Genomic DNA, 2,971 nt, shown 5'->3' with positions numbered 1-2,971 from the left:
TCGAAACTCCTTCGGGTTGTATGGTTAAGTGACTAAGCGTACACGGTGGATGCCTTGGCAGTCAGAGGCGATGAAGGACGTATTAACTTGCGATAAGCCCAGATTAGGTAGTAAAAACCATTTGAGTCTGGGATTTCCGAATGGGGAAACCCACTAGCATAAGCTAGTATCGCTGCGTGAATACATAGCGCAGCGAGGCGAACCGGGGGAACTGAAACATCTAAGTACCCCGAGGAAAAGAAATCAACCGAGATTCCGAAAGTAGCGGCGAGCGAAATTGGACTAGCCCTTAAGCTTTTTATGCGTCAGGTGAAACTTCTGGAAAGTTGTGCGATACAGGGTGATAGCCCCGTAACCGGCAACGCATTTAAAGTGAAATCGAGTAGGGCGGGACACGTGATATCCTGTCTGAATATGGGGGGACCATCCTCCAAGGCTAAATACTACTGACTGACCGATAGTGAACCAGTACCGTGAGGGAAAGGCGAAAAGAACCCCTGTGAGGGGAGTGAAATAGAACCTGAAACCGTGTACGTACAAGCAGTAGGAGCACCTTCGTGGTGTGACTGCGTACCTTTTGTATAATGGGTCAGCGACTTATATTCAGTGGCAAGGTTAACCATCTAGGGGAGCCGTAGGGAAACCGAGTCTTAACTGGGCGTTCAGTCTCTGGATATAGACCCGAAACCAGGTGATCTAGCCATGGGCAGGTTGAAGGTTGAGTAACATCAACTGGAGGACCGAACCGACTAATGTTGAAAAATTAGCGGATGACTTGTGGCTAGGGGTGAAAGGCCAATCAAACCTGGAGATAGCTGGTTCTCCCCGAAAGCTATTTAGGTAGCGCCTCGGACGAATACTACTGGGGGTAGAGCACTGTTAAGGCTAGGGGGTCATCCCGACTTACCAACCCTTTGCAAACTCCGAATACCAGTAAGTACTATCCGGGAGACACACGGCGGGTGCTAACGTCCGTCGTGGAGAGGGAAACAACCCAGACCGCCAGCTAAGGTCCCAAATTACTACTAAGTGGGAAACGATGTGGGAAGGCTCAGACAGCCAGGATGTTGGCTTAGAAGCAGCCATCATTTAAAGAAAGCGTAATAGCTCACTGGTCGAGTCGGCCTGCGCGGAAGATGTAACGGGGCTAAGTAGTAAACCGAAGCTGCGGCAATGCACTTTAGTGCATTGGGTAGGGGAGCGTTCTGTAAGCGGTTGAAGGTGTGTGGTAACGCATGCTGGACGTATCAGAAGTGCGAATGCTGACATGAGTAACGATAAAGGGGGTGAAAAACCTCCTCGCCGGAAGACCAAGGGTTCCTGTCCAACGTTAATCGGGGCAGGGTAAGTCGACCCCTAAGGCGAGGCCGAAAGGCGTAGTCGATGGGAAACGGGTTAATATTCCCGTACTTCTTACAATTGCGATGGGGGGACGGAGAAGGCTAGGTGGGCCTGGCGACGGTTGTCCAGGTTCAAGTGCGTAGGCTGAAGAGTTAGGTAAATCCGGCTCTTCTTAAGGCTGAGACACGACGTCGAGCTACTACGGTAGTGAAGTCATTGATGCCATGCTTCCAGGAAAAGCCTCTAAGCTTCAGATTGTAAGGAATCGTACCCCAAACCGACACAGGTGGTCGGGTAGAGAATACCAAGGCGCTTGAGAGAACTCGGGTGAAGGAACTAGGCAAAATGGTACCGTAACTTCGGGAGAAGGTACGCTCTCGACGGTGAAGTCCCTTGCGGATGGAGCTATTGAGAGTCGCAGATACCAGGTGGCTGCAACTGTTTATTAAAAACACAGCACTGTGCAAAATCGTAAGATGACGTATACGGTGTGACGCCTGCCCGGTGCCGGAAGGTTAATTGATGGGGTTAGACTTCGGTCGAAGCTCTTGATCGAAGCCCCGGTAAACGGCGGCCGTAACTATAACGGTCCTAAGGTAGCGAAATTCCTTGTCGGGTAAGTTCCGACCTGCACGAATGGCGTAATGATGGCCACGCTGTCTCCACCCGAGACTCAGTGAAATTGAAATCGCTGTGAAGATGCAGTGTACCCGCGGCTAGACGGAAAGACCCCGTGAACCTTTACTACAGCTTGGCACTGAACATTGACCCTACATGTGTAGGATAGGTGGGAGGCTTTGAAACTAGTACGCCAGTATTAGTGGAGCCGTCCTTGAAATACCACCCTTGTAGTGTTGATGTTCTAACGTCGACCCCTTATCGGGGTTGCGGACAGTGCCTGGTGGGTAGTTTGACTGGGGCGGTCTCCTCCCAAAGCGTAACGGAGGAGCACGAAGGTGGGCTAATCACGGTTGGACATCGTGAGGTTAGTGCAATGGCATAAGCCCGCTTGACTGCGAGAATGACAATTCGAGCAGGTGCGAAAGCAGGTCATAGTGATCCGGTGGTTCTGAATGGAAGGGCCATCGCTCAACGGATAAAAGGTACTCCGGGGATAACAGGCTGATACCGCCCAAGAGTTCATATCGACGGCGGTGTTTGGCACCTCGATGTCGGCTCATCACATCCTGGGGCTGAAGTCGGTCCCAAGGGTATGGCTGTTCGCCATTTAAAGTGGTACGCGAGCTGGGTTTAGAACGTCGTGAGACAGTTCGGTCCCTATCTGCCGTGGGCGTTGGAAGATTGAAGGGGGCTGCTCCTAGTACGAGAGGACCGGAGTGGACGAACCTCTGGTGTTCGGGTTGTGTCGCCAGACGCATTGCCCGGTAGCTAAGTTCGGAATCGATAACCGCTGAAAGCATCTAAGCGGGAAGCGAGCCCTGAGATGAGTCTTCCCTGATACTTTAAGTATCCTAAAGGGTTGTTCGAGACTAGAACGTTGATAGGCAGGGTGTGTAAGCGTTGTGAGGCGTTGAGCTAACCTGTACTAATTGCCCGTGAGGCTTAACCATACAACACCCAAGGGGTTTTGATGGACTCAAAGCAAGAACGAATTGAATGTGTAAGAACT

The 2,971-nt window shown here is 51.4% G+C and carries 1 rRNA gene; it reads left to right on the top strand.

Features of this window, described 5'->3' with window-relative positions:
• Positions 1 to 22: 22 nt before the first annotated feature.
• Positions 23 to 2,912, top strand: a 23S ribosomal RNA gene (locus GXP65_RS24785).
• Positions 2,913 to 2,971: the final 59 nt, after the last annotated feature.

The organism is Vibrio sp. LB10LO1 (assembly GCF_010092875.1).
Classification (GTDB): Bacteria; Pseudomonadota; Gammaproteobacteria; order Enterobacterales; family Vibrionaceae; genus Vibrio; species Vibrio campbellii.
This window is presented reverse-complemented; position numbering and strand designations above follow the sequence as displayed.